Here is a 24248-nt window from a genome sequence, read left to right on the forward strand (position 1 = left end):
AGCGAGCCGAAAATCTTTGATTTTCTGGATTCTGTCTCGCTCCCCCTTTTTTCAAATAATGGAAAGGAATGAGAAAGAGAATGTTAGATTATTCACAGGAAGAATTGCAGCGTCTGGGGGCTGACATCACAACGAGAGAAATCTATCAGCAGCCTGAGGTGTGGCAGGAAGCCTTTGACAGTTACAAGGCTCAGGCCTCAGATATCGCTGCTTTTCTGAAAAAAATCGAGGACAAACATGACTACATCAAGGTCATTTTTGCCGGAGCCGGCTCATCAGCCTATGTCGGAGATACTTTGACGCCTTATTTCAGGCAGATTTATGATGATCGCAAATGGAATTTCAACGCTATTGCGACAACAGATATCGTGGCCAATCCCTTAGTGCATCTGAAGAGAGAAGTACCGACAGTGCTGGTTTCCTTTGCCCGCAGCGGTAATTCCCCAGAAAGTGTAGCGACTGTGGACTTGGCCAAGCAGCTGGTGGATGACTTATACCAGATTACCATTACTTGTGCTGCCCAAGGCAAGCTAGCCCAGCAGGCCCAAGGTGATGAAAAGAATCTTTTGCTCCTGCAGCCAGAAGCTTCTAATGATGCTGGCTTTGCCATGACCTCTAGCTTCAGCTCCATGATGCTGACAGCTCTTTTGGTCTTTGACCGGGCTGAACTAGCCCAGAAGGAAGCCAAGGTTGCGGCTTTGATTCAGCTCAGTCAGGATGTTTTAGGACGCGTTGCAGATGTGCAGCAGCTGGTTGAATTGGATTTCAGCAGGGTCATTTATCTGGGGGCAGGGCCTTTCTTTGGTCTGGCGCATGAAGCACAGCTTAAGATTTTAGAGCTGACAGCCGGCCAAATTGCGACCATGTACGAAAGTCCAGTCGGTTTCCGGCATGGACCAAAGTCGCTGATTAACCAAGACACCGTCGTTTTGGTCTTTGGCTCGACAGATGGCTATACCAAGGCTTATGATTTGGACTTGGTGCGGGAAGTGGCTGGTGACGGGATTGTCCGCAGACTAGTCTTGCTGACTGACCGGGAGGAGCAGTTGGAAGGAGTCGAGCAAGTAGTGCTAAGTACCCAAGAGCCTCTGGGAGATAGCTATCGCATCTTTCCTTACATTGTTTACGCTCAGCTATTTGCCCTCCTGTCCTCGCTCAAGGTCAAGAACCGTCCAGATACGCCGTCTCCGACAGGAACGGTCAATCGTGTAGTACAAGGAGTTATCATTCACCCTCTTGGGCAGTAAGAAAAGGAAAAGTTATGGAGAAATTACAAATCAGTCACAAAAAAGTGAGCCATTTGAAAAAATTATCAGACGAGCAGGGGATTATCGGGGCTTTGGCTATTGACCAGCGTGGTTCGCTCAAGAAAATGCTGGCCAGCGGAGAAGATGCGCCATCTGGTGACCAAGCTCTGGTTCAGTTTAAAGAATTAATCTCTAGTCAGCTGACGCCCTACGCCAGCTCCATCCTGCTGGATCCAGAGTTCGGTCTGCCGGCAGCCGAGCTGCGGGATGCTTCCTGCGGTCTGATAGTGGCCTACGAGAAGACCGGCTATGATGTAACAGCTGAGGGCCGCCTGCCGGACTTGCTGCCTAACTGGTCAGCTAGTCGCATCCGATACATAGGCGCAGATGCTGTCAAGGTCTTGATTTACTATGATGTGGATGACAAGTCTGAAATCAACGACATCAAGCAGGCCTGGGTTGAGCGCGTGGGCAGTGAATGCTTAGCTGAGGATATTCCTTATTTTCTGGAGATTCTGACCTATGATGCTAAGAGTGACAGTGTCTTGGACGCTAACTATGCCAAGCTTAAGCCGCATAAGGTCAATGAGGCAATCAAACTCTTTTCAGATTCCCGCTATCATGTAGATGTCTTAAAGGTTGAAGTGCCGGTCAATATGAACTTTGTCGAGGGCTTCACCAAAGAAGGGGTTGAGCCAGTCTACAGCGTGACAGAAGCCCAAGCTTTCTTTAAAGAACAGTCAGATGCGACGCACTTACCTTTCATCTTCCTCAGCGCTGGTGTCAGTGCCGAACTTTTCCAAGAAACGCTGCGGCTAGCCCATGAAGCGGGCTCACAGTTTAATGGTGTTCTGTGCGGACGGGCTACCTGGAAAGATGCAGTCTCAGTCTTCGCTCAAGAGGGAGCTGTAGCAACTCGAGCGTGGCTGGACGAGACAGGCCGTCAGAATATCGAGGATCTTAATCAAGTCTTGCGCCAAACAGCGGTGTCTTGGGTGGACAAGCTTGACCTGCCTTTTGAAGACAGGACTTGGCAAGTTCGTGATTTTTAACAGGATAGATAAAAGAGGTTTGGTATGAAATCTTACCGAGAATCCATTTTTGGAAAGCTGGGCGGTCAGGAGATTCTGGCTTATACTTTTGAAAACGAACGAGGTTATCGTCTGACAGTCATGAACTACGGAGCAACCGTCGTCCAGTATGTCACTCCTGACAAAAATAATCACTTTGACAATATCGTCGTTGGCTTTGATCAGTTTGAGGATTATATTGGAAACAGCCCTAAGCATGGAGCCAGTATTGGTCCGGTGGCTGGACGTATTGCCGGAGCAGCTTTTGAGCTGAATGGTCAGACCTTTCAGCTAGAGACCAATAATGGCTTAAACTGCAACCATAGTGGCTCCAGCGGCTGGGACAGTAGCGTTTTTGAGGTTGAGGAAGTCAGCAATGACGGGCTCACCTTTTATGCAGAGCGGCCTGACGGAACTGGCGGCTTTCCTGGCAATCTGAAAATCTGGGTTTCCTATACCCTGACAGAGAAGGGCGAGCTGGAAATCTCTTATCAGGTACAGACTGATCAGGCTACCTTGGTCAATCCGACCAACCACAGCTATTTCAACCTGTCTGGTCGTTTCAATCAGCCCATTGATGATCATATCCTGCAGCTTAATACTGATGGTGTCTATCCTATCGCAGCTGACGGTCTTCCTGAAAAAAAGGCTGATGCAGAGCGTGACTTTGTCAAGAAGCTGACCAAGGGCGCTGCCCTTAAAGAAATTTTCGATGCGACCGATGAGCAAATCCAGCTGGTATCTGGCTTGGATCATCCCTTTGCGCTAAACCCAAGCCGAGACCAGGCAGGCACGCTCTATCATCCAGCATCGGGCCGCCGCCTGACCATTCAAACTCAGGCGCCCTGCCTAGTGATTTATTCAGCGAATTGCGTGGATGATTCTGTTCGGTTTGACGGACAGCCTATGATTCAGCATAATGGCTTGGCTCTGGAAGCCCAGGCTTTGCCGGATGCCATTCACAGCAGCCAGCAGTCAGATGTCATTCTCAAGGCCGGTCAGATTTTTACCAGCAGGACAGTGTATTTTGCTGATGTACCAGCAACTTTATAAAGAAACAATCGCGAAAGAGCACAGAAAACGGCAGTACCTCCTTCTGCCGTTTTTCTTTGTCCAGTTTTCAGAGACTATGTTTTCAGTAGCCAATCTTAAGCAAGGAAAAAGGCTCCACAATCAAAAGCAAAATTTTTTTGCTAACTGAATTTTACTTTAAGTTTTTCTTAAGCTAAGAGCAGTATACTATGAGTATCAAATGAAGCCCCCTAACTTTGTTTGATAATCCTAAACTTTTTCATAATAATCTCCCATAAAGGCCACCCAATCCGGTGGTCTTTTTTTGCTCAAATTTTAGAATAAGACAGGAAGTTTATCGGATTGTAACTCAAATGTTAAATTTTAAAGGATACGTTATACAAAGTTAAGGTTTCTTTAAGTTAGGGGCAGTATACTATGAGTATCAAATGAAGACCTCCTAACTTTATTTGATAGAAATCCTAAACTTTTTCATAATAATCTCCCATAAAGGCCACTCAATCCGGTGGTCTTTTTTTGTGTTCAGACGTTGATTAGATTTGCTTCCTCTGCTTTATTTTCTGCTATAATAGTTCTATGAGTAGAATTTTAGACAATGAATTAATGGGTGATGAGGAATTAGTGGAGCGCACCTTGCGTCCCCAGTATTTACAGGAGTATATCGGTCAGGACAAGGTCAAGGACCAGCTGAAGATTTTTATTGAAGCGGCTAAGCTAAGGGATGAGGCGCTGGACCACACCCTGCTTTTTGGCCCTCCAGGTCTGGGGAAGACGACCATGGCTTTTGTTATTGCCAATGAACTAGGCGTAAATCTCAAGCAGACTTCTGGTCCGGTGATTGAAAAGTCCGGAGACTTGGTTGCAATCTTAAATGACCTTGAACCGGGGGATGTCCTCTTCATAGATGAGATTCACCGCTTGCCAATGGCGGTAGAGGAAGTGCTGTATAGCGCTATGGAAGACTTTTACATCGACATTATGATTGGCTCGGGCGAGACCAGTCGCAGCGTCCATCTGGATTTGCCGCCTTTCACTCTGATTGGGGCGACCACTCGGGCAGGCATGCTGTCCAATCCTCTGCGGGCTCGCTTTGGGATTACCGGTCACATGGAGTATTATGAAGCTGGCGACTTGACGGAAATTGTCGAGCGGACGGCAGAGATTTTTGAGATAGCTATTACCCACGAGGCTGCGAAGGAGCTGGCTCTGCGTAGCCGAGGCACACCGCGGATTGCCAACCGTTTGCTCAAGCGGGTGCGGGACTATGCGCAGATTATGGGCAATGGCCTGATTGATGATAAGATAACCGACCAAGCTCTCTCCATGCTGGATGTGGACCAGGAAGGTCTGGATTACGTGGACCAGAAGATTTTGAAGACTATGATTGAGGTTTACGGTGGCGGTCCGGTAGGGCTTGGAACCCTCTCAGTCAATATTGCCGAGGAGCGCGAAACCGTAGAGGACATGTATGAGCCTTACCTGATTCAGAAAGGCTTTGTCATGCGGACTCGGACTGGGCGCGTGGCTACCCGCAAAGCTTATGAGCATCTAGGATATGAGTATATGAAGGAATGATGACAGAAAAGGAGATTTTAGACCGACTAGGCCAAGATCCAGACATCCGAGCGATTTTGGAAATTATTCGCAGTCTGGAGCTCAAGGATTCTTGGCTAGCGGCTGGTTGTGTGAGGAATTTTATCTGGAATATGCTATCAGAGCGACCAGGTTTTGACTCTGATACGGATGTAGATGTCATTTTCTTTGATCCGAGTTATGCTGAGGCAGAGACGTTAGATCTGGAAGTCAAGCTCGAGGCAGACTGGCCACAGTATCGATGGGAGCTGAGAAATCAAGCCTATATGCACCGCCATAGTCCTGGAACAGCGCCTTATAAAAATGCTTGCGAAGCCATGAGTAAGTATCCTGAGCGCTGCACGGCTATCGGCCTGCGCTTGCTGGCAAATGACAAACTGGAACTTTTTGCTCCCTATGGTTTGGAGGATATCTTAAACTTTCAGGTTAGACCGACTCCTCATTTTCTTGAAAATAAGGAGCGCCAGCGTGTCTATGCTGAGCGCTTGGCTAAGAAGAATTGGCAGAAAGGCTGGCCGCAGCTGGAATTTCACTATCCCAATAAATAAGTACAAGATAAGAGTAAAATGTTTAAGTTATTTTAAGGAAGCTTTAAGAAATGGATATTATACTATAACCAAGTTAAGAAATTAACTTAACTCCTAAAACTTTTTTCTTTTTAAAAAATAATCTCCCTACAAAAAGCCACCAAACGGTGGTTTTTTGCTATTTTCAGACATGAGAGGGCAGGGCTTGCCAGTTTTCAACGAGAATCAGGAAACTGTAAACGATTCAGAGCTAGTTTTTGCCATTATTTTGTTATAATAGATAGCGAGGTATTCTATGAAGAAAATTGTATTTGTATGTTTGGGCAATATCTGCCGCAGTCCGATGGCAGAGTTTGTCATGAAGAGTTTAACAGACCAACTGAAAATCGAGAGCCGGGCAACCTCAAGCTGGGAGCACGGCAATCCCATTCATCGAGGAACACAGGCTATTTTTAAGAAATATGCCATTTCTTATGATAGGGACAAGACTTCTCAGCAGATTTCAGCAGCGGATTTTGCGGATTTTGACTACGTCATCGGTATGGATGAGAGCAATGTTCGAGATTTGAAGCGGATGGCGCCTGAAGATTTTCAGCATAAAATTTATCAGTTTGAAGAAGAAAGTGTACCAGATCCTTGGTACACAGGAGATTTTGACCAAACCTATGATTTGGTCTTGGCTGGCTGCAAGAAGTGGCTAGAGCGTTTGGATGGATAGGAATATGGATAAAGTAAAAGAATTTTACGAGAAATACAAGGTCTATCTGACCCGGCAGAATTTAGAACTCTTGGCTGTAACGGTCATTGTGCTGTCAGCTATTCTGGTCTTTACTTCGGGGATTCCTGGTAAGGGCGTTTTAACGCTGGATCAGGGCAAGATCAAGTATGACGGGACCTTGGTTCGTGGGAAGATGAACGGTCAGGGGACTATGACTTTTCAAAATGGGGACAGTTATAGCGGTCAATTTCGCAATGGCATCTTTGACGGCAAAGGGACCTTTACCTCGCAGGCTGGCTGGAAATATGAAGGGGACTTCAGCAAGGGTCAGGCTGATGGACAAGGAAAGCTAACGACAGAAGGCAATGTCGTTTATGAAGGAACGTTTAAACAAGGAATTTATCAAAATGCGCATTAAATGGTTTTCGCTCGTCAGAATCACGGGGCTGCTTCTAGTTCTGCTTTATCATTACTTCCAGGGCGTTTTCCCTGGCGGTTTTATTGGCGTGGATATCTTCTTTACCTTTTCTGGCTTCTTGATTACCGCTCTGCTTATTGACGAGTTTGCTAAGAAGAAAGAAATCGATATCCAAGGCTTTTTCAGACGGCGTTTTTATCGGATTGTACCCCCTCTGGTCTTTATGATTTTGGTCGTTATGCCCTTTACTTTCTTAATCCGTAAGGATTTTGTGGCTGGGATTGGGACACAGATTGCGGCTGCTTTGGGATTTGTGACCAACTTTTATGAAATGCTATCTGGCGGCAGTTATGAGAGTCAGTTTGTACCGCATATCCTGATCCATACTTGGAGTCTGGCTTTAGAAGTGCACTATTATGTTCTTTGGGGCTTGGCTGCTTGGGGCTTGGGCAAGGTTGCCAAGTCAACCGCCCGCTATCGCGGCCTGATTGCGCTGGTTTCTGCAGGTCTCTTTTTGGTCAGTTTTATATCAATGTTTGCTGGCGCTTTGACCACTAAGAATTATTCTGACATTTATTTCTCAAGTTTGACCCACGTCTTTCCTTTCTTTGCAGGAAGCATCCTAGCAACCTTATCTGGCGTCGGCCATGTCAGCAGTCGCTTTAAGATGCTGGAAGAAAAGCTGGCTCTCAAGCAAGTGCTAGGAATTATGGGGGGCAGTGCAGCTGTTTTGCTTTTGCTCAGCTTCCTGCTCAAGTTTGACAATCTTTGGACCTACCTGGTAGGATTCTTTATTTCAACTATCTTGGCCTGTCTGATGATTTTTGCTGCTAGGATGCTGCATGACAAGCTCCCAGATGTGAAGGAGCCTGGCATTGTCAACTTTATCGCAGATACTAGCTACGGTGTTTATCTCTTCCACTGGCCATTCTATATTATCTTTACCCAGCTGATGAGTAATGGTTTGGCTGTTCTCTTGACCACGCTGCTGTCTCTTACTTTTGCAGCCTTGTCTTTCTATATCTTGGAGCCAACTCTTGCTGGTCGTCAGCCGGTTATCATGGGCACCAAGATGGACCTGTCATCTCTTACCAGACCAATCTTTTACAGTATGATTCCGCTGACTTTGATTATGTTCTTTATCTCGGTGACAGCACCAAAGGTAGGAGCTTTTGAGGAGAGCTTGATTGTAAATGCTCTGAATCAAGCTGACACTAAGATGCAGACAACTCGAAGTCAGGTTGATCAGTCAAAGGCGACTGAGTACAATGTGGCGGACGGGATTACCATGATTGGTGACTCGGTTGCCCTGCGCTCTAGCGATCAATTACAGCAGATCTTACCAGGAATCGAGCTAGACACTGTCGTTAGCCGCAGTCTGAGCACAGGCTTGGAGGTCTACAAGACAGATATTGCTAATAGAGTGCTGAAGAAGCAGGTTGTCCTAGCTCTTGGAACTAATTCGTCCGGTTACTCGAATGAACTTTTGGATGAATATGTTTCCAGCCTGCCTAAGGGGCATCAACTGATTCTCGTAACTCCTTATGATGGTCGCTCAGAGGGTGGTGTCTTGGCTCAGCAGCGGGAGTATGAGCTAGAATTAGCCAAGAAATACGACTATGTCTTTGTGGCTGACTGGCATCAGACCGCTATCGATAATCCACAGATTTGGGAAGGGACAGACTATGTCCACTTTGGCTCGAACTCAGAGTCCATCATTGAAGGGGGAACTCTCTATGCCAATACCATTAAGCAAGCCATCGATGAAGCCAATTCAGGTAATGTGAAACCATAAATGATCAGCTCGGTTCATCCGAGCTTTTTATATTTAAACAAAGAAAGCGCTTTCATATATTATGTGAAAGTAAAAGTATGTGAAATCTCTAAAAAATAAAAAATTTTTTCACAATAACTAAAAGAATAGGCTGTAAAATAAGCGAATTTGTTATGTATTTCACAAATTAATAGAGAAAAGTTTGTGAATGTTAAGTGAAAGTGTTTACAAAAATCGTTAAATAAGTTATAATTGAATTGTGAAATAATTAACAAAGGTTAGTGTTCTTCGTCTAACCTAAGGCAAAACCATTGGAGGAATAGAATGGCTGAAAAGAAGAAAACAGTAGAACAAGAAGATAAGGCTTTGGCAGCGCAAAAGCATGTCGATGAATTGGTGCAAAAAGGTCTGGCTGCACTAGAGGAAATGAGAAAGCTGAATCAGGAACAGGTGGATTATATTGTAGCCAAGGCTTCTGTAGCAGCTTTGGATGCCCATGGTGAGTTGGCTCTGCATGCTTATGAAGAAACGGGCCGTGGAGTTTTTGAAGATAAGGCGACTAAAAACCTTTTCGCCTGTGAGCACGTTGTGAATAATATGCGCCATACGAAAACTGTTGGTGTTATTGAAGAAGATGATGTGACTGGATTGACCTTGATTGCGGAGCCAGTTGGTGTTGTCTGCGGTATCACACCGACTACCAACCCGACTTCAACAGCGATTTTCAAATCCTTGATTTCCTTGAAGACTCGTAATCCAATCATCTTTGCTTTCCACCCATCTGCTCAAGAATCTTCTGCCCATGCAGCACAAATCGTGCGTGATGCAGCGATTGCTGCAGGTGCGCCTGAAAACTGTGTGCAGTGGATTACAGCGCCATCGATGGAAGCAACTTCTGCACTTATGAACCACGAAGGGATTGCGACTATCCTTGCGACAGGTGGTAATGCAATGGTGAAGGCAGCTTATTCATGTGGTAAGCCAGCTCTGGGGGTTGGTGCCGGAAACGTACCAGCTTATGTGGAAAAATCAGCGAATATCCGTCAAGCAGCGCATGATATCGTGATGTCTAAGTCCTTTGACAATGGTATGGTCTGTGCCTCTGAGCAAGCCGTTATCATTGACAAGGAAGTTTATGATGAATTTGTAGAAGAGTTCAAATCTTATCATACTTACTTTGTAAATAAGAAAGAAAAAGCTCTGTTGGAAGAATTCTGCTTTGGTGCTAAGGCAAACAGCAAGAACTGTGCTGGTGCTAAGCTCAATCCGGATATCGTTGGTAAGCCAGCTACTTGGATTGCAGAGCAGGCAGGCTTCAGCGTGCCAGAAGACACGAATATCTTGGCCGCAGAGTGTAAAGAAGTTGGTGAAAAAGAGCCATTGACACGTGAAAAACTGTCACCTGTCATCGCTGTTCTCAAGTCTGAATCCCGTGAAGACGGTGTTGAAAAAGCCCGTCAAATGGTAGAATTCCATGGTCTTGGCCACTCAGCTGCTATCCATACAGCGGACGAAGAATTGACTAAGGAATTTGGTAAGGCTGTTCGTGCTATCCGTGTTATTTGTAACTCACCTTCTACTTTCGGCGGTATCGGGGATGTTTATAATGCCTTCCTGCCATCACTGACTCTGGGCTGTGGATCTTATGGCCGCAACTCAGTAGGTGATAACGTTAGTGCTGTGAATCTCTTGAACATCAAAAAAGTAGGAAGACGTAGAAATAATATGCAATGGATGAAACTCCCTTCAAAAACTTACTTCGAGCGTGACTCTATCCAATACCTGCAAAAATGTCGTGATGTGGAACGTGTCATGATCGTAACAGACCATGCTATGGTAGAGCTTGGTTTCCTAGATCGTATCATCGAACAACTCGATCTTCGTCGTAATAAGGTTGTTTACCAAATCTTTGCAGACGTAGAACCAGATCCAGATATCACTACAGTTGAACGTGGTACAGAGATTATGCGTACCTTCAAACCTGATACAATTATTGCGCTTGGTGGTGGTTCACCAATGGACGCAGCTAAAGTAATGTGGCTCTTCTATGAGCAACCAGAAGTGGACTTCCGTGACCTTGTTCAAAAATTCATGGATATCCGTAAACGTGCCTTCAAATTCCCATTGCTTGGTAAGAAGACTAAGTTTATCGCAATCCCTACAACATCTGGTACAGGTTCAGAAGTAACACCGTTTGCCGTTATCTCTGACAAGGCTAACAACCGTAAGTACCCAATCGCTGACTACTCTCTGACTCCAACTGTAGCCATCGTAGACCCAGCTCTGGTACTGACTGTTCCAGGATTTGTCGCAGCAGACACTGGTATGGACGTTCTGACTCACGCAACAGAAGCTTATGTATCTCAGATGGCCAGCGACTTTACAGATGGTTTGGCTCTCCAAGCTATCAAACTAGTCTTTGAAAATCTGGAAAGCTCTGTTAAGAACGCTGACTTCCACTCTCGCGAAAAGATGCATAATGCCTCTACTATCGCTGGTATGGCCTTTGCCAATGCCTTCCTGGGAATTTCCCACTCTATGGCCCATAAGATTGGTGCTCAGTTCCATACCATCCACGGTCGTACCAATGCGATCTTGCTGCCGTACGTAATCCGCTACAACGGTACACGTCCAGCTAAGACAGCGACATGGCCTAAGTACAACTACTACCGTGCGGATGAGAAATACCAAGACATCGCTCGCATGCTCGGCTTGCCAGCTTCTACTCCAGAAGAAGGTGTTGAATCATTTGCGAAAGCTGTTTATGAACTGGGAGAACGTGTCGGTATCGAAATGAACTTCAAGGCTCAAGGTATTGACGAAAAAGAATGGAAAGAACATTCACGCGAATTGGCCTTCCTTGCTTATGAAGATCAATGCTCTCCAGCCAACCCACGCCTTCCAATGGTTGACCACATGCAGGAAATCATCGAAGACGCATACTATGGCTACAAGGAACGCCCAGGACGCCGCAAATAAGCGAGCAGCTTCCTCAATTAAAAATAAGACAGTTTGTCGGTCATCCCCTGCCCTTTGGTGGGGGATTTTTCTATGTGTCTTAGCGAGGCAAGACCATTGGTCGAAGCCAAGCTTAGAGACATGGATGCTGAGGAGCGTAGCGACGTGAGCTCTAGGTCTCTTAACGAAAGGAGCTTGCTGGGGTAAAAAGACGTAAACCTTCTGATTACTTGTGATTAAGTGAGCTTTTGTGCTAAGATAAGAGGACAATGAAAAAAGGAGAGTAATGTGATTTTTTTATCTTTATGGGCTGGGCTGTTGAGTGGTCTTTGCTGGTTATTGGGGGATATTCTGCTGGTTGGCTTTGAGGTAGATAAGGAAAGTTATGCCTACTTTACGGAGCAGAGTCGGATTGGCAATAAGAATCTGGCTATGCTGATGCTGTCTGGTTCTGTCAATCGGCTGCGTCTGGGTGCTCTGGTGGCTAACTTCTCAATTCCTCTTATGTTAGTCTCGCTTTATGCTCTCTTTGGTTTGACAAATAAGGGCTTGTGGGCCTACCTGTCAATAGCCTTGTTAGGAATTGGATTTGCCCTATCGCCAGTGGCACATGTGGCTTTTTACTACGTTGGGATCATCAGCAAAAAGGCTTATAAACGAAGCAACGGACAGGTCTGCTCAGACGAAGACAGCGAGCTTATCAATGAAGCAGTGCTCTTTCTAGATATAACCTGGCGGACAGCTATCGCTCTGACAGGTCTAGGTTGGCTCATTTACTCACTGCTAATAGTTGCCGGTCAGACAATATTGCCTGCTTATCTGGGGCTGCTGACTCCTTTACCGCTCAGTCTGTTAACTATCTTACTGGTAGAAAAGCTGAGAATCGGACGCCCCTACCTTAACGGAGCCGGCCTAAACATAGGATTTAGTTTGTTCTATTTACTGCTCCTGCTTCATATAGGTTCTTAGGCCGCGAATCGGTAAAATTTCAGAAAAAAACAGAAAATTTATATATTGACCTATTGAATATTTCTTCTTTCTATGGTATGATGAAAGAGGTTTCAAGAATCGTTGGGAGGATAAGACATGAAAAACCCTACTTTACTTAAAGAAATGTTACATTATTGCGGAAGAGATGAAATGCCCGACGATTTTGATACCTTTTGGAATAAACAAGTGGCAGAGGTTTGCTAATTGGCACTCTGCTGATTTAAACTTCAAATATGGGGTTTTAAATAAGCTAGTTGAGCTTAGTGTTTGTTAGCTTTGATTCCTTTAAGACTGGAAGTCTACAAAACTGCTTCCCCCTAGGACTAGGCATTCGCCTAGTTCTTTTTAGTTGTAGAAAAATGTTGGAACAGCCACGAAAAACATAAATATTATAGCTATATTCGTCTGTATAAGTTTCAAACTGAGATAAAAAGTAATACCTAAAAAGAAAGTACTTTCTAAAAGTAAAACCATATTGAAACTAATTGCAATAAATGTTAAGATAATAAATGTAAAGGCTTACAATAAATGAGTAAGGAGGATAGGAATCAAATGGAAGAGTTGAGACATAAGTTAATTGTGTCGTGTCAGGCTCTACCAAACGAACCATTACATAGCGACTTTATCATGGCTCGTATGGCAGTAGCGGCCAAAGAAGGAGGTGCTAGCGGAATTCGGGCTAACTCGGTTATAGACATCAAGGCTATTAAAGAAGCGGTGGATTTGCCAGTTATTGGGATTATCAAGAGAGATTATCCAGATGCCCAAGCTTTCATTACACCAACTATGATAGAAGTAGATGAGCTGATGGAAGCCCATCCGGAGATTATCGCTTTAGATGCGACAAATTCCAGCAGACCTCAAGGAGAGAGTTTAAAAGCATTTTTCCAGAAAGTGAAAGCAAAATATCCTCAGCAGCTTTTGATGGCTGATTGTTCAACTCTTGACGAGATGCTGGAAGCTGATCGAATGGGATTTGATTTTATTGGAACAACCTTGGTGGGCTATACTAATCAGAGCCAGGGAGATAAGATTGAAGCCAATGACTTTGAAATCATCCGAAAAGCTTTAGCTGAGATTCAGCACCCTCTGATTGCTGAGGGGAATATTGATAGCCCTGAAAAGGTGAAAAGGGTTCTAGAGCTGGGAGCCTTTAGTGTGGTAGTTGGATCTGCCATTACACGGCCGCAGCTGATTACAAGGAAGTTTGCAGACGCAACGAAAGAATAGAAAAGAGGAAGAATATGTCAAAATTAGAAAAATATGAAGGTGTCATTCCAGCTTTTTATGCTTGTTATGATGAAGCAGGAGAAGTAAGCCCAGAACGTGTTCGTTCTTTGACTCAGTACTTTATTGATAAGGGAGTTAAGGGTGTCTATGTTAATGGTTCTTCTGGTGAGTGTATTTACCTCAGTGTAGCAGACCGGAAATTAATTTTGGAAAATGTCATGGAAGTGGCTAAGGGCAAGCTGACAGTTATCGCTCATGTGGCTTGCAATAACACTAAGGACAGTGTGGAACTGGCTAAGCATGCTGAAAGTTTGGGTGTTGATGCTATCGCTGCTATTCCTCCTATTTACTTCCGTTTGCCGGACTATTCTATCGCTAAGTACTGGAACGATATGAGTGCAGCGGCTCCGAATACTGACTTTGTCATCTACAATATTCCGCAGCTGTCTGGAACGACTCTGACACCAGCACTCTATGCAGAAATGCGTAAAAATCCACGAGTTATTGGGGTTAAAAACTCTTCTATGCCGACTCAAGATATTCAAATCTTTGTCGCAGAAGGTGGGGAAGATCATATTGTCTTTAATGGTCCAGATGAACAGTTTATCAGCGGTCGAGTTATTGGTGCTAAGGCCGGAATTGGCGGAACCTATGCTGTGATGCCAGATCTCTTCCTGAAGCTCAACCAGCTCATCATTGACAAAGATCTGGATCGTGCTAAAGAACTGCAGCATGCGATTAATAGTGTGATTTACAAGATGGTCAGCGGTCGCGCAAATCTCTATGCTGTTATGAAAGAAATTCTTCGTCTCAATGAGGACTTAGATATTGGCTCTGTTCGAGCACCGTTAGAGCCTCTATCTGAGGGAGACTATGCGATTGCCAAAGAAGCAGCTGCTATGATTAAGCAGGTAAGAGAAGACTTCTTGTAATACAAAGAGTGTAACACCAGAGTTTAGGGCAGGCTAAACCTGCCCGTCCTAGGCTTTGACGATGAATAATAATGGAGAAATTCTATGGGAAATGTTGGTTTTACCACAATCGATATGATTATTCTGATTGTGTATTTACTAGTTGTTCTGGTAGCAGGTTTGCTGTTCTCGAAAAAGGAGATGCAGGGTAAAGAGTTCTTTAAAGGTGATGGAACGGTGCCTTGGTATGTAACATCTGTTTCCATTTTTGCTACATTGCTAAGTCCGATTTCCTTTATGACACTGGCGGGGAACTCTTATGCAGGGACTTGGCTTCTCTGGTTTGCCCAGTTGGGTATGATTTTTGCCATTCCAGTGGCTATTCGTTTCTTCTTGCCGATTTATGCACGTCTAGATATTGATACAGCCTATGACTACCTGCAAAAACGTTTTGGCTCTAAGGCCTTGCGAGCTTTGTCAGCTGTCTTCTTCATCATCTATCAAATCGGCCGCATGTCCATCATTATGTATCTACCTTCAGTGGCCCTGGCTACTTTGACGAAGATTGATGTCAATATCCTGATTATCGCGATGGGTGCGATTGCCATTGTTTACTCCTATACCGGTGGAGTCAAGTCAGTTCTGTGGACAGACTTTATCCAAGGTTCAGTACTCTTGATTGGTACAGTTGTAGGGCTTTTCTTCCTGATTGCTAATCTCAAGGGTGGCTTTGGCGATATTGCTAGTGAGCTGGCCAGTGGTAAATTTATCTCAGGGAAAGAAACTATTTTCAATCCTAACTTGCTGAAAGATTCTATTTTCCTAATTATCTTGGGATCTGGTATCAATACCCTGTCCTCTTATGTATCTTCGCAAGATATCGTTCAGCGCTTTACGACAACTCAGAATGTGAAGAAACTCAATAAAATGATGTTTACGAATGGAGTTTTGTCAATCTTTATCGCTTCTGTCTTTTATCTGATTGGTACAGGTTTATACGTCTATTATCAAGTACAGCATCCAGGCAGTGAGGGCAGCTCTATTCCTCAAGACCAGATCTTCACTTACTTTATCGCCTATGGTCTTCCAGTTGGAGTGACCGGTGTTCTGATTGCGGCAATTTATGCAGCAGCTCAGTCTACTATTTCTACAGGTCTTAATTCTGTAGCGACTTCTTGGACTTTGGATATTCAAGATGTTGTATCTAGCAATCTGGACGACAAGAAACGGACTAAAATCGCCCAATATGTTTCTCTAGGTGTAGGAGTCTTCTCCACAGTAGTTTCAATCGTGATGGCTCATACAGGTATTACATCGGCTTATGTTTGGTTTAATGGCTTTATGGGCTTGGTACTAGGTGTCTTGGGAGGAATCTTTATTCTGGGAATCTTCACCAAGCGTGCCAACCTCAAGGGAGCTTATGCAGCTATGATTGCTTCTAGTATTGTCCTGCTAGTCATCAAGTACGCTCTGCCAGCAGAAGCCGTTAGTATCTGGGCTTATTCCTTGATTTCAATTGTTGTTTCCTTGATTGTAGGCTATGTTGTTTCCGTCTTAACTGGCGGCAAGGCTGCGCCAGAGAATACAACAGTTTACGATATTGCAAGTATTCATGCAGATAAATCCTGGGAGGTACGGCACTAATGGAACTAGTTCAATATAAAGGAGCAGCTGTTGAGAGAGACATTCAGCAACCTGCCTTAAAAAAAGTCTTAGAATTTTTAAGGACACATGATGTCAGCCAAGATGAAAAGGGCAATCACCCTGTGTCTGATGATTTCTTTTACAATGTCATTGAAATGACGACCACGACCGATGAGGATCGGGTCTGGGAAAGTCATAGGGAATTTTACGATGTGCATCTGATTTTTGAAGGAAGGGAGCGCATCCACTATAACTTTTTGTCCAATATGGAAGAAGGGGATTATGATGCGGAAGGAGACTGGCAGCAGATGTCCGGCCAAGCTTTGTTTGACCTGATATTCACTCCTGGCAGCCTGCTCTTGCTGGATCCTAATGACGCCCATAAGACTGGACTGATAGCTGAAGAAGCCGGCCCCATCCGTAAGGTTGTCTTTAAAGTAAAAATTGTATAAAAGGCTGCGGGCGGGATGAGAAAGACGGATTGTTCTTAACATGCTGCCCCAGCTTTTTTAGTCAGTTTTGAACTTTATTTTCTGCTGGAGAATTCTAGCAAGGAAGGGTTGGAATTACTTTTGAGAAAGTGGTAGAATAAAGAAAATAGTTGCAGGAGGAAAATGTCTGATGGTTTCTTTGGAAAAAAACATTTTGCCAGTGATTGAGTCTGTATATGGTAGTCTGACACACCTGGAAAAGAAGATTGCAGATTATTTTCTGTCTGATGAGGCACTGACAGCTGATCTATCGGCTCAGGCGGTGTCTCAGAAGCTCTATGTCTCTGTGCCTTCTCTGACTCGCTTCGCCAAAAAATGTGGCTTTTCAGGCTACCGGCAGTTTATCTTTGAATTTCAGGAATCCAGCTCAGAAAGTAAAAATGTCAGTAGGGATTTGACGAGAAATGTCTTGTCTGATTATGGCGAATTGCTCAATAAGACTTTTTCCTTGATTGACGAAGAACAGTTCCTGCGCGTGGGGGATATGCTCAACAATGCTGGTCGAGTCTATATCTACGGGCAGGGGAGTTCAGGCTTAGTGGCTCGGGAAATGGAGTTTCGCTTCATGCGGTTGGGAATGGTTTGTAAGGCCATTACGGACGACCATATGATTCGGGTGAATAGAGTCATGCTGGATCCGGACTGTCTGGTTATTGGCATTTCCATATCTGGCGAGACTAAAATTATCACGCAGGCTATTCAGAATGCCAAAAAAGTCGGAGCCAAGACTGTGCTGGTAACTTCCAATAACAGCGACGACTTGAGGCAGCAGTGTGATGAACTGGTCCTAGTAGCTGTCAAGAAGCACTTGGCACAGGGCAATAATATCTCTCCTCAGTTTCCGGTTTTAGTTGTGATGGACATTTTCTATGCCTATTATATAGATTTAGACCGAGATTATCGCAGCCAAATCTTTACAAATACACTTTCAGCTTTAGAAGAAAATCAAGAAGAGAAGGAGCATGAATCGTGAATATTGTAGGAATAGATATCGGTGGGACAACGATTAAAGCAGATCTCTATCAGTCTGGCGGACGTAGTCTAAATGAGTTTCGAGAAGTTACCACTGAGATTGACTTTGAAAAGAAAACGAATCAGATTTTAGAACAGGTTTGCCAGCTAATAGCATTTTATCAAGAGCAGTTTGAGCTAGATGGAGTAGCGATTTCATCTGCTGGTGTAGTTGACAGCCAGGCTGGGAAAATCAGTTACGCTGGCTATACCATTCCAGGCTATATTGGGACAGATTTCCGTAGCCGGATTTTAAAAGAATTTGGTTTACCGATTGCGATTGAAAATGATGTTAATTGTGCTGCTCTGGGTGAGGCTTGGCTAGGCGCTGCCAAAGGTCATGCTTCTGCTGTGATGATTACTGTCGGAACAGGCATTGGCGGCGGCATTATCTATGATGGAAAGATTGTCAATGGATCCACCTATACCGCTGGTGAGGTAGGCTATCTGCCCATGGAAGATGGACAGGACTGGCAATCCCTGGCCTCAACAACTGCCTTGTTAGCATTATACAGCCAAAAGACAGGCCAGCAAGGCCATACTGGCCGTAGTTTTTTTGCGGCGATAGATCAGGGAGATAAGCTGGCGCAAGAAACACTTGATATATTCTTGGGCCGTCTGGCTAAAGGTCTCTTAACCCTGTCCTATATTCTAAATCCAGAGGTCTTGATTATCGGTGGCGGCATATTAGCTCGTTCTGAGCTTATTTTACCGCGATTGGAAAGTCTAATGAAGCAGCAAGTAGTAGATCCGCGCTTTTTGCCTAGAGAATTGGTGGCAGCAGCCCTAGGGAATGAAGCCGGACGATTAGGCGCTGTTCGACATTTTCTGAATCAGGAGAAAAACTCTGTTTGAAAAAGATGTTTTCAGAAAGAATATGATATAATTTATGCAAGTAGGAAGCCGTATTCCTGAGAAAGACTGTGCCAGATGGTTGGCTAGTCAGCTAGGAATGCAGATTTAAAAATCCGTTTTCGAAGCTTTTGAAAACGAGGGGGTGAACGAATGGCCAATGAAACACTTGAAAAAATGCAGGAAATTGAGACTGCTGCAGAAGAAGTTTTGATGGGCTACAGGGCGCAGGCTCAGGAGCTGCGGCAGCAAGTAGATGAAGATATCAGGCAGCTGGGTCTGACCTATGACGATGAAACGCAGAAGCTGGTGGAAGAATTAACAGCTAGCTCCCAGCAAAAGTTGGTGCTCCTGCAGCAAGACTTGGAGCAGACAATCCAGCAAAATGAGGACAAGGTTGAGGCGGCGCTGACGGACAAAAAAGCAGACTTGGCACGAGCTATTGTAGACAAGGTGGTAGAAGCCTATGGCCATTAGTCAAATGAGGCAGCTGTCTCTGCTTCTTCCCAAGGAACTGCTGGACCGGCTTCTCTTTTACCTACAGGGTTTAGAGTCGGTTCAGATTCATGACCTACGGCAGGAAGAGGACTGGCAGGCAGCCTTTGAGAAGGCTTTAGTTGGCCGGCCGGTTCAGCAACTATCTCAGCAAGATTTGGTCAGTCGTCAAGAAAAGCTCGAGAGACTGGTTGAAGAGCTGGAGCCCTTTATGCCGAAAAAGAAACTGCTAGAATCCTTAAAAGAAGAGCCTTTGGAGCTATCCTTTGCGGCATTAGAGCAGGCGGGCAAGAATCGAGATGAGGCTGTGCTATTAGAAGGAATCAGCAAGCAGCTCAAAGTCTTGCAAGAGGCTAAAAGTCAGATAGAAGCCGACCGCTTGGAAGTGGTTGAACTGGAGAAGTGGGAGCCACTGGAGCTGACACCGCAGGCAGCCGCGACTTTCAGTCATCTAGGAGCTTTGATTGGGACTATTCCCAATACTGACGATGATGCTCTTCGGCTGGCTCTGGGAGCACATGCTGATCTGAAGTTCCAGGAAGTCTTTACCGACGATACGGAGCACGGGGTTCTTATTTTTTACAAGACCGGCTCTCTGGAAGAAGTTCGCAGAATCTTGAAAGAGTATGGCTTTAAGCCCTTTGAGTATGACCATGCGGAACTGCCTGCTGATCGGCTCGAACAGCTCAAATCTAATATCCGCCAGCAGGAAGCTGTGGTAGACGCTATGACCAAGAGTCTAGCAGCTTCAAAGGGTGAGCTGGATCAGCTCAAGGTTCAGCTGGACTATCTATGCAATCTCTCCTCCCGTCAAGAAAGTAAGAACCAGTTAGCCAGCACGCAAAATCTGGCAGCCTTGGAAGGCTGGATCGAAAGCAATCAGGTTCAAGCTCTTGAGGCTTGCTTGACAGAGCAGTTTGGCCAGAGCATTCTCATCCAGACCAGAGAGATTCGACAGGACGAGAAAGATAAGGTTCCGACCAAGCTTAAAAACAATGCCTTGGTAGAGCCCTTCGAGCTAGTGACGGAGATGTATTCTTTGCCTAAGTATGGCGACAAGGATCCAACGCCCGTCGTTTCCCTGTTTTATTTTGTATTCTTTGGCATGATGGTCGCCGATATTGGCTATGGTCTCTTGCTCTTTGCAGGAACTAGTCTAGCGCTGCGCTTTTTACATGTCAAGCCAGGAATGGCTAAGAATCTGCGCTTCTTCCGCCTACTGGGCGTGGCCGTCATTATCTGGGGACTGGTTTATGGCTCATTCTTTGGATTTGAATTGCCCTTTGCTCTGATAAGTACCAGCTCTGATGCCATGACGATTCTGGTCATTTCGGTCGTCTTCGGCTTCATTACAGTACTGGCAGGCCTCTTCCTCAGCGGGCTGAAAAATATCCGCCTCAAGGATTATGCAGAAGCATACAATGCAGGCTTTGCTTGGGTACTGATTTTGCTAGGGCTGCTGCTCTTGGCCTTGGGGAATTTCTTCCCATCCTTGGCCTTTGCGGCAACGATTGGTCAATGGTTAGCCATTATCAATGCACTTGGCGTATTGGCAGTATCGATTATCAGCGCTAAGAGCTTGGCAGGTCTGGGGTCAGGTCTCTTCAACCTCTACAATGTCAGCGGTTATGTTGGGGATCTGGTCAGCTTTACGCGACTGATGGCTTTGGGACTTTCGGGGGCTAGCATTGGCTCGGCCTTTAACCTGATTGTTAGTCTCTTTCCACCAGTGGCTCGCTTTAGCATTGGTATTCTGCTTTTTATTGCTTTGCATCTGGTCAATATGTTTCTGTCTTTCCTGTCGGGTTATGTGCACGGAGCACGTTTGATTTTTGTAGAATTCTTCGGAAAATTCTACGACGGAGGCGGCAAGCCTTTCACTCCGCTCAAGCCTAGCGAGAAATACGTTCAGCAAAGCAAGAAATAAAGATTAGGAACTATGGTAAGAGACGAGAAGCTCATCTTAAGAAATACAGTTTCTACAACATCAAAAACAAGCAACATTCATTAAACTAGCTGTTGGTTTTACAAGAATTACAGCAATTTCATAGGAGTAAATCATGGAACATTTAGCATCATATTTTGGAACTTACGGCGGAGCCTTTTTTGCAGGTCTGGGAGTGGCTTTGGCGGTCTTTCTCAGCGGAATGGGCTCAGCGCTAGGTGTTGGAAGCACCGGTCAGGCAGCGGCAGCTCTCTTGAAAGAACAGCCGGAAAAATTCGCTCAAGCTCTGATTTTACAACTTTTGCCAGGTACCCAAGGTCTCTACGGCTTTGTTATCGGGATTACCGTCTTCTTTAATATCAAGCCAGAATTGGCTCTGCAATCAGGCGTAGCTTATTTCCTAGCAGCTCTGCCAGTTGCGATTGTTGGTTACTTTTCAGCCAAGCATCAAGGACGAGTAGCGACCGCTGGTATTCAGATTTTGGCCAAGCGACCAGAAGAGGTCATGAAAGGGGTTATCCTAGCGGCCATGGTTGAAACCTATGCCATCTTGGCCTTCGTTGTATCCTTCATCATGGTTCTGAATGTGAAGTAAGGAGGCTTTTATGTCTGACATATCAGATCTCAAAGCTTCTGTCTTGGAGCAGGCTCACGAGAAGGGGCATTTGCTTTTGGCCGAGGCTACTGAGAAAATAGAACAGGAAGCCAAGGAACGTGAGGCCCAGCTGGTTCGGCAAAAGCTTGGACAGCGAGAGCAGCAGCTGAAAGAAATCAGCCGGCGCAGTCAGCGCGATATTCAGCAGCTGGAAAATCAAAAGCGCCAGTCTACTCTGGTCATCAAGCAGCGGGTTCTCAGAGAGCTTTTTGAGGAAGCCTATGCTCAGATGGCAGCTTGGTCACCAGCTGAAGAAGAGCATTTTCTGAAGAGTGTCTTGGCTAAATACCCAGAGAAAGAGTTGGCACTGACTTTCGGTGCTCTATCAGCTGAGAAATTCAGCTCCAGCCAGTTAGAAGACTTGAAAAGATCCTTTCCGCAAGTACACTTTTCAGACCAGTCCATAGCCGGTCAGGCAGGTTTTGTGCTGAGCCAAGGACGAGTGGATGATAGTTATCTCTATCGTGACTTGCTGGACTCTGTCTGGCAGGAGGAAAGCTACCGACTGGCTCAGGATATTTTCAAAGACCAGGCAGAATAGGAGGCGGACCATGAGTGAAACAAGCTTCTCTCAAGTCAATACAGCCATTAGCGTGCAGGAGGCTTCCTTTTTGACGCCCCAGCAATATGATCAATTGCTGCAGGCTGACAATCCTGCCAGCCGTTCGGCTCTTCTGCAGGGAACGGTCTATGCCATGGATGCTGAAGCTATCAAGGATCTCAATACCATTGAGAAAGTACTGATGAAGCATTTGTATTCCGTTTATAATTGGGCGTTTGAGATCAGTCCAAGTAAGGAGTTAGTGGAGATTTTCACGCTCCGCTATACCTACCACAATCTCAAAGTTTTTCTCAAGGGTCGGGCGACAGGTCAGTCCTTGGAGCATTTGCTGATGCCGGTGGGGACCTATTCGCTGGAGGTTTTGGAGCACTTGGTCATGGCTTTTTCAGCTGAGTATTGTCCGGATTTCATGCTGGACGAGGTGCTTGCGACCTGGCAGGAATACCAGGATTATCAGGATGTGCGCGTGCTGGAGATTGGCATGGACATGGCTTATTTCCAGCATCTCAAGCGTCTGACAGAGGAATTGGAAGATGACCGTCTGCTGCAGCTGGTGAATCTGACTATTGATTTTTACAATGCCATCACGGTCAAGCGGGCTGTTGGCTTGGAAAAACCGCGCAGCTTTATGAGGCAGCTCCTGTCTGATGAAGGGAGCCTCTCTGCTGCCAACTGGATTGCCATGGCAGAGCAGGGAGATTTCTTGACTTGGTTTAGCCAGGTCAATCCCTGCGGTTACGATCTGGATCTGCGCTCCTACGAGGAAAAAATGCGGAACCAGACCTTGACGACAGTAGAGCTAGAATATCTAGCGGACCTCTTGCAGGTTAAGTTGCTTGCGGCTGGTCAGTTTGAGACAGATGGACCGCTCCCTCTGGCCCGCTATCTGCTGGGCAAGGAGCTGGAAGTCAAGAATCTGCGGCTGATTTTGACTGGCATGGACAATCAGCTGCCGGTAGAGCTTATCAGAGAAAGGATGCGACCGATTTATGGACAAGACTAGCTACAAGATTGCTGTTGTGGGGAATCGCGACACCATCCTCCCTTTTAAGCTGATTGGTTTTCAGACCTTTCCGGTGAAGGAAGCTCAGGAGACGGTCAATACCCTGCGTCGGCTCGCCCGTGAAGATTTCGGCATTATCTATCTGACGGAGGATATGGCTGCGGATATTCCAGAAACCCTGGCCTACTATGACCAGCTGGAGATTCCTGCTCTTGTGCTCATTCCTACCCATAAGGGGAGCACGGGACTGGCTCTTTCGCGGATTCATGAAAATGTCGAAAAGGCTGTCGGACAAGATATATTGTGAGGTTTTTATGCGAATCAATGAACTAGGTCAACCTATTGGGGATGCTCTGCCGGATTTTCAGCCGGGGGACTTGCCTAATTTGGAGCGAATCGAAGGCCAGTATGTTATTATCGAGCGTCTATCCAAGGACAAGCATGGAGCGGATTTGTATGAAGTGTATGGTCCGGATTCTCCTGCGGATATGTGGACCTATCTCTTTCAAAATCCTGCCCAAAGTCAGGTAGAATGGTCTCAGCTGCTAGATCAGATGCTGGTAGCACAGGATCGTTTTCACTATGCAATTGTGGACAAGGAGAGCGGTAAGACTTTAGGAACTTTTGCCTTGATGAGGATTGACCGAAATAACCGCGTTATCGAAGTGGGAGCGGTGACCTATTCGCCCGAGCTGAAGCGCACCAGACTGGCTACTGAAGCTCAGTACTTGCTGGCACGCTATGTCTTTGAAGGGCTGGAGTATCGCCGCTATGAATGGAAATGCGATGCCCTCAATCAGCCGTCAAGACGGGCAGCAGAGCGGCTTGGTTTCACCTATGAAGGTAGGTTTCGCCAGGCGGTTGTCTATAAGGGGCGCAACCGAGACACGGACTGGCTGTCTATGATTGACACGGATTGGCCGGCCGTCAAGGGTCGTCTAGAAAAATGGCTAAGCTCAGACAATTTCGACGAAAAGGGCCAGCAAATAAAAGCCTTATCTGATTTTTAAAATAAAAAGAAACAATCCTTGCCCTAGAGCTAGCTAAGAAAGATTTCAAACTCGTGGCAAGAATCAAAAAAACACTCTTTGGAAATGAAATTCAAACTGTTGCTTAGTTTGA

At 45.6% G+C, this 24248-nt stretch carries 24 protein-coding genes; all 24 read left to right on the forward strand.

What is annotated here, in order from left to right:
- Window positions 1-68: 68 nt before the first annotated feature.
- The 24 genes from RSK81_RS00395 to RSK81_RS00515 all read left to right on the forward strand — a co-directional run bounded on the left by RSK81_RS00395 (window position 69) and on the right by RSK81_RS00515 (window position 24136).
- Window positions 69-1247, forward strand: coding sequence for an SIS domain-containing protein (locus tag RSK81_RS00395; RefSeq protein ID WP_002908423.1), 1179 nt, complete (start codon window positions 69-71; stop codon window positions 1245-1247).
- 14 nt (window positions 1248-1261) lie between these two features.
- On the forward strand, window positions 1262-2299 hold the full coding sequence (gene lacD, locus RSK81_RS00400; protein WP_002908424.1) for a tagatose-bisphosphate aldolase: 1038 nt from the start codon (window positions 1262-1264) through the stop codon (window positions 2297-2299).
- A 24-nt stretch (window positions 2300-2323) separates the two neighbouring features.
- Window positions 2324-3370 (forward strand): aldose epimerase family protein, encoded by a 1047-nt coding sequence (locus RSK81_RS00405; protein ID WP_314366194.1) that lies wholly within the window; start codon window positions 2324-2326, stop codon window positions 3368-3370.
- Between the two features lie 555 nt (window positions 3371-3925).
- Window positions 3926-4924, forward strand: a complete 999-nt coding sequence (gene ruvB, locus RSK81_RS00410) for a Holliday junction branch migration DNA helicase RuvB (RefSeq protein WP_314366193.1) — start codon at window positions 3926-3928, stop codon at window positions 4922-4924.
- Complete coding sequence (locus RSK81_RS00415) at window positions 4921-5490, forward strand: nucleotidyltransferase family protein (RefSeq protein ID WP_002908429.1); 570 nt, start codon at window positions 4921-4923, stop codon at window positions 5488-5490. The genes ruvB and RSK81_RS00415 overlap by 4 nt, the downstream gene beginning before the upstream one ends.
- 274 nt (window positions 5491-5764) lie before the next feature.
- The gene (locus RSK81_RS00420) at window positions 5765-6187 is read left to right on the forward strand and encodes a low molecular weight protein-tyrosine-phosphatase (RefSeq protein ID WP_168956382.1); all 423 of its coding nucleotides are present in this window, start codon (window positions 5765-5767) and stop codon (window positions 6185-6187) included.
- Window positions 6180-6605, forward strand: a complete 426-nt coding sequence (locus RSK81_RS00425; RefSeq protein WP_185756485.1) for an MORN repeat-containing protein — start codon at window positions 6180-6182, stop codon at window positions 6603-6605. Before RSK81_RS00420 ends, RSK81_RS00425 begins: the two co-directional genes overlap by 8 nt.
- Window positions 6595-8400 (forward strand): acyltransferase family protein, encoded by a 1806-nt coding sequence (locus RSK81_RS00430; protein WP_125357262.1) that lies wholly within the window; start codon window positions 6595-6597, stop codon window positions 8398-8400. The genes RSK81_RS00425 and RSK81_RS00430 overlap by 11 nt, the downstream gene beginning before the upstream one ends.
- Before the next feature lie 303 nt (window positions 8401-8703).
- Window positions 8704-11358 carry a bifunctional acetaldehyde-CoA/alcohol dehydrogenase gene (gene adhE / locus RSK81_RS00435; protein WP_002908442.1) on the forward strand — a complete coding sequence of 885 codons (2655 nt, stop codon included), beginning with the start codon at window positions 8704-8706 and terminating at the stop codon, window positions 11356-11358.
- A gap of 267 nt (window positions 11359-11625) precedes the next feature.
- Window positions 11626-12306, forward strand: a complete 681-nt coding sequence (locus tag RSK81_RS00445; RefSeq protein WP_002901985.1) for a DUF6796 family protein — start codon at window positions 11626-11628, stop codon at window positions 12304-12306.
- Window positions 12307-12423: 117 nt separating this feature from the next.
- Window positions 12424-12531 (forward strand): acetylxylan esterase, encoded by a 108-nt coding sequence (locus RSK81_RS00450; protein ID WP_223321607.1) that lies wholly within the window; start codon window positions 12424-12426, stop codon window positions 12529-12531.
- 324 nt (window positions 12532-12855) lie between these two features.
- Window positions 12856-13557 carry an N-acetylmannosamine-6-phosphate 2-epimerase gene (locus RSK81_RS00455; RefSeq protein WP_125357243.1) on the forward strand — a complete coding sequence of 234 codons (702 nt, stop codon included), beginning with the start codon at window positions 12856-12858 and terminating at the stop codon, window positions 13555-13557.
- Window positions 13558-13571: 14 nt separating this feature from the next.
- Entirely contained in the window at window positions 13572-14489 is a 918-nt protein-coding gene (locus RSK81_RS00460; RefSeq protein ID WP_268697405.1) for a dihydrodipicolinate synthase family protein, read from the forward strand.
- A gap of 84 nt (window positions 14490-14573) precedes the next feature.
- Window positions 14574-16112 carry a sodium:solute symporter gene (locus RSK81_RS00465; RefSeq protein WP_002901990.1) on the forward strand — a complete coding sequence of 513 codons (1539 nt, stop codon included), beginning with the start codon at window positions 14574-14576 and terminating at the stop codon, window positions 16110-16112.
- Window positions 16112-16564 carry a YhcH/YjgK/YiaL family protein gene (locus RSK81_RS00470; protein ID WP_002901992.1) on the forward strand — a complete coding sequence of 151 codons (453 nt, stop codon included), beginning with the start codon at window positions 16112-16114 and terminating at the stop codon, window positions 16562-16564. Before RSK81_RS00465 ends, RSK81_RS00470 begins: the two co-directional genes overlap by 1 nt.
- Window positions 16565-16733: 169 nt before the next feature.
- Entirely contained in the window at window positions 16734-17576 is an 843-nt protein-coding gene (locus RSK81_RS00475) for a MurR/RpiR family transcriptional regulator (RefSeq protein WP_002901994.1), read from the forward strand.
- Window positions 17573-18469, forward strand: a complete 897-nt coding sequence (locus tag RSK81_RS00480) for an ROK family protein (RefSeq protein ID WP_125357245.1) — start codon at window positions 17573-17575, stop codon at window positions 18467-18469. The genes RSK81_RS00475 and RSK81_RS00480 overlap by 4 nt, the downstream gene beginning before the upstream one ends.
- Before the next feature lie 150 nt (window positions 18470-18619).
- Window positions 18620-18943 (forward strand): hypothetical protein, encoded by a 324-nt coding sequence (locus tag RSK81_RS00485; RefSeq protein WP_125357246.1) that lies wholly within the window; start codon window positions 18620-18622, stop codon window positions 18941-18943.
- Entirely contained in the window at window positions 18933-20888 is a 1956-nt protein-coding gene (locus RSK81_RS00490; RefSeq protein ID WP_315687026.1) for a V-type ATP synthase subunit I, read from the forward strand. Before RSK81_RS00485 ends, RSK81_RS00490 begins: the two co-directional genes overlap by 11 nt.
- A gap of 133 nt (window positions 20889-21021) precedes the next feature.
- A complete protein-coding gene (locus RSK81_RS00495; protein ID WP_002898768.1) occupies window positions 21022-21501 on the forward strand; it encodes a V-type ATP synthase subunit K in 480 nt (159 codons plus the stop codon).
- A gap of 10 nt (window positions 21502-21511) precedes the next feature.
- On the forward strand, window positions 21512-22102 hold the full coding sequence (locus tag RSK81_RS00500; RefSeq protein ID WP_002894445.1) for a hypothetical protein: 591 nt from the start codon (window positions 21512-21514) through the stop codon (window positions 22100-22102).
- Window positions 22103-22112: 10 nt separating this feature from the next.
- Complete coding sequence (locus RSK81_RS00505; protein ID WP_002911402.1) at window positions 22113-23126, forward strand: V-type ATPase subunit; 1014 nt, start codon at window positions 22113-22115, stop codon at window positions 23124-23126.
- Complete coding sequence (locus RSK81_RS00510) at window positions 23113-23433, forward strand: V-type ATP synthase subunit F (protein WP_002894448.1); 321 nt, start codon at window positions 23113-23115, stop codon at window positions 23431-23433. Before RSK81_RS00505 ends, RSK81_RS00510 begins: the two co-directional genes overlap by 14 nt.
- Before the next feature lie 7 nt (window positions 23434-23440).
- Window positions 23441-24136, forward strand: a complete 696-nt coding sequence (locus RSK81_RS00515) for a GNAT family N-acetyltransferase (protein WP_002911403.1) — start codon at window positions 23441-23443, stop codon at window positions 24134-24136.
- Window positions 24137-24248: the final 112 nt, after the last annotated feature.

This window comes from Streptococcus sp. DTU_2020_1000888_1_SI_GRL_NUU_041A, assembly GCF_032387735.1.
GTDB classification, from domain to species: domain Bacteria; phylum Bacillota; class Bacilli; order Lactobacillales; family Streptococcaceae; genus Streptococcus; species Streptococcus sanguinis.

Excerpts from the sequence above, each read along its gene's own strand:
- adhE (WP_002908442.1), top strand. The coding sequence starts at position 8,704 with ATGGCTGAAAAGAAGAAAACAGTAGAACAAGAAGATAAGGCTTTGGCA.
- RSK81_RS00510 (WP_002894448.1), top strand. The coding sequence starts at position 23,113 with ATGGACAAGACTAGCTACAAGATTGCTGTTGTGGGGAATCGCGACACC.
- lacD (WP_002908424.1), top strand. The coding sequence starts at position 1,262 with ATGGAGAAATTACAAATCAGTCACAAAAAAGTGAGCCATTTGAAAAAA.
- RSK81_RS00500 (WP_002894445.1), top strand. The coding sequence starts at position 21,512 with ATGTCTGACATATCAGATCTCAAAGCTTCTGTCTTGGAGCAGGCTCAC.
- RSK81_RS00405 (WP_314366194.1), top strand. The coding sequence starts at position 2,324 with ATGAAATCTTACCGAGAATCCATTTTTGGAAAGCTGGGCGGTCAGGAG.
- RSK81_RS00395 (WP_002908423.1), top strand. The coding sequence starts at position 69 with ATGAGAAAGAGAATGTTAGATTATTCACAGGAAGAATTGCAGCGTCTG.
- RSK81_RS00455 (WP_125357243.1), top strand. The coding sequence starts at position 12,856 with ATGAGTAAGGAGGATAGGAATCAAATGGAAGAGTTGAGACATAAGTTA.
- ruvB (WP_314366193.1), top strand. The coding sequence starts at position 3,926 with ATGAGTAGAATTTTAGACAATGAATTAATGGGTGATGAGGAATTAGTG.
- RSK81_RS00475 (WP_002901994.1), top strand. The coding sequence starts at position 16,734 with ATGGTTTCTTTGGAAAAAAACATTTTGCCAGTGATTGAGTCTGTATAT.
- RSK81_RS00485 (WP_125357246.1), top strand. The coding sequence starts at position 18,620 with ATGGCCAATGAAACACTTGAAAAAATGCAGGAAATTGAGACTGCTGCA.
- RSK81_RS00460 (WP_268697405.1), top strand. The coding sequence starts at position 13,572 with ATGTCAAAATTAGAAAAATATGAAGGTGTCATTCCAGCTTTTTATGCT.
- RSK81_RS00425 (WP_185756485.1), top strand. The coding sequence starts at position 6,180 with ATGGATAGGAATATGGATAAAGTAAAAGAATTTTACGAGAAATACAAG.
- RSK81_RS00430 (WP_125357262.1), top strand. The coding sequence starts at position 6,595 with ATGCGCATTAAATGGTTTTCGCTCGTCAGAATCACGGGGCTGCTTCTA.
- RSK81_RS00490 (WP_315687026.1), top strand. The coding sequence starts at position 18,933 with ATGGCCATTAGTCAAATGAGGCAGCTGTCTCTGCTTCTTCCCAAGGAA.
- RSK81_RS00415 (WP_002908429.1), top strand. The coding sequence starts at position 4,921 with ATGATGACAGAAAAGGAGATTTTAGACCGACTAGGCCAAGATCCAGAC.
- RSK81_RS00450 (WP_223321607.1), top strand. The coding sequence starts at position 12,424 with ATGAAAAACCCTACTTTACTTAAAGAAATGTTACATTATTGCGGAAGA.
- RSK81_RS00465 (WP_002901990.1), top strand. The coding sequence starts at position 14,574 with ATGGGAAATGTTGGTTTTACCACAATCGATATGATTATTCTGATTGTG.
- RSK81_RS00495 (WP_002898768.1), top strand. The coding sequence starts at position 21,022 with ATGGAACATTTAGCATCATATTTTGGAACTTACGGCGGAGCCTTTTTT.
- RSK81_RS00470 (WP_002901992.1), top strand. The coding sequence starts at position 16,112 with ATGGAACTAGTTCAATATAAAGGAGCAGCTGTTGAGAGAGACATTCAG.
- RSK81_RS00420 (WP_168956382.1), top strand. The coding sequence starts at position 5,765 with ATGAAGAAAATTGTATTTGTATGTTTGGGCAATATCTGCCGCAGTCCG.
- RSK81_RS00505 (WP_002911402.1), top strand. The coding sequence starts at position 22,113 with ATGAGTGAAACAAGCTTCTCTCAAGTCAATACAGCCATTAGCGTGCAG.
- RSK81_RS00515 (WP_002911403.1), top strand. The coding sequence starts at position 23,441 with ATGCGAATCAATGAACTAGGTCAACCTATTGGGGATGCTCTGCCGGAT.